The organism is Kitasatospora sp. NPDC057518, assembly GCF_042802075.1.
Taxonomy (GTDB): domain Bacteria; phylum Actinomycetota; class Actinomycetes; order Streptomycetales; family Streptomycetaceae; genus Kitasatospora.
The window spans coordinates 1-1,518 of record NZ_JBHVEU010000786.1 but is presented as its reverse complement, the minus strand read 5'-3'; the positions used below and the strand labels follow the sequence as shown (position 1 = coordinate 1,518).

Below are 1,518 nucleotides of genomic sequence, written 5' to 3'. Positions count from 1 at the left end.
GAACCGGTCCGCGGGCCGGTCCGCGGGCCGGTGGGCGGGCCGGTCCGCGGGCCGGTCCGCGGGCCGGTGGGCGGGCCGGTGGGCGGGCCGGTCTTCCGGCGGCCCGCCGTCCGTCAGAGGAGGCCGTCCCACAGCTGCTCGACGATGACGGCCCACCAGTTCTCCGGGTCGGCGAAGACCGTGCCGTCCACGGCCGCCAGCGCGCGCTGCAGGGCATCCACCGCCCCGCCCGCGGCCACCGGGTCGAGCCCGCGCAGGGCCGGCCACCAGCCGGCGAACACCTCCAGGCAGCGGACGAAGGCGCGCAGGTCCGCGTTGCAGTGGCGGGCGGTCGCGTAGTCCGGGTCCACCGCCCGGACGGCACCGTCCACCGGGTCGAGGGCCAGCAGCGCCCAGCCGTCCGTCCCCAGCACCAGCTGCCCGGCGAGCGCCAGGCGCTCCCGCTCGGCCACCCGGGTGCCGCGGCCGAGTCCGGCCAGGTGCGCGGCGAGCGGGGGCAGGACGGTGCCCTGGCGGGTGCCGTCGGCGATCGCCTCCGCGCCCGGGTGGTGCAGCGCGAAGAACCCCGGCACGGCCACCGGGACGCCCACCGCCAGCAGCAGCGCGGCCGCGTCCCCGGGCAGTTCGGCGCGGGCGACGTCGGCCGGCTCGAAGCGCTGGACACCCGCCGGGCCGAACCGCTCCGCGAGCCGGGCGGCGAGCGCGGCGTCGGGCTCACCGGATGCACCGGGAGCGCCGGACGCGTCGCGCACCGCGCGGGGGAAGGGCACCCGGTTGCGGGCCGGACCGTCCGGCGGCGCGGGCAGCGCCCGTACGGCGGCCGCTCGGTGGTCGAAGCGCGGGCCATACGGAAGCTCGAAGTCGAGCCGGACGTCCGGCAGTTCGGCGGCCAGCGCGTACGACCAGTAGCCGCCGGGCAGGGCGCTCGGCCGCAGGTCGGTCCGGACGGCCAGCACGTCCTCGGCGGCGACGCCCTGCTCGCGCAGCCACCACCAGCCGCGCAGCGCCGGGTGCGGCAGGCCCGCCGCGGACCGCAGGGCCAGCGACCGCTCCTCGCCGGTGCCGTCCCGGTAGGTCAGCTCGGCCCGGGCACCCCGGCCGGTCGCCGGCTGGAGGGTCGGGTCGTAGCCGCCCGCGCCGACGAAGTCCCGGTACAGCCCCACCACTTCGTCCACCGGCACCGAGGGCCACACCGTGAACCGCCCGCTCTCCCGGTCCACCACGGCGCAGGCCGCCCCCACCTCCTCGGGCGCCCGCCGCTCCCCCGTCCGCGGGTCGACCACCACCCGGGCGGGCTCCGCCCACACCACCCAGCCGAGCTCGAACTCATGGGTGCACACCCGCCGCACCACCCCGGCCCCCTGCGGCAGATCCCCGTTGATCCACCGCTGCCCCGCCTCCACCGCCTGCGCCCGCGAAATCATCCGGCCCTCCCCGACCCCGACCCTGCCCGACCCGCGACCCTACGCCCCCACCCCTGCCGCCCGCCCCGCGCAGGAAGTCGGCCCAGCCGACTTC

Annotated in this window: 1 protein-coding gene; it reads right to left on the bottom strand. The window is 79.3% G+C overall.

The window, feature by feature from the left end:
• Nucleotides 1–113: 113 nt before the first annotated feature.
• Nucleotides 114–1,424, bottom strand: a complete 1,311-nt coding sequence (locus ACFU7Z_RS39405) for an SUKH-4 family immunity protein (protein ID WP_380782982.1) — start codon at nt 1,422–1,424, stop codon at nt 114–116.
• Nucleotides 1,425–1,518: the final 94 nt, after the last annotated feature.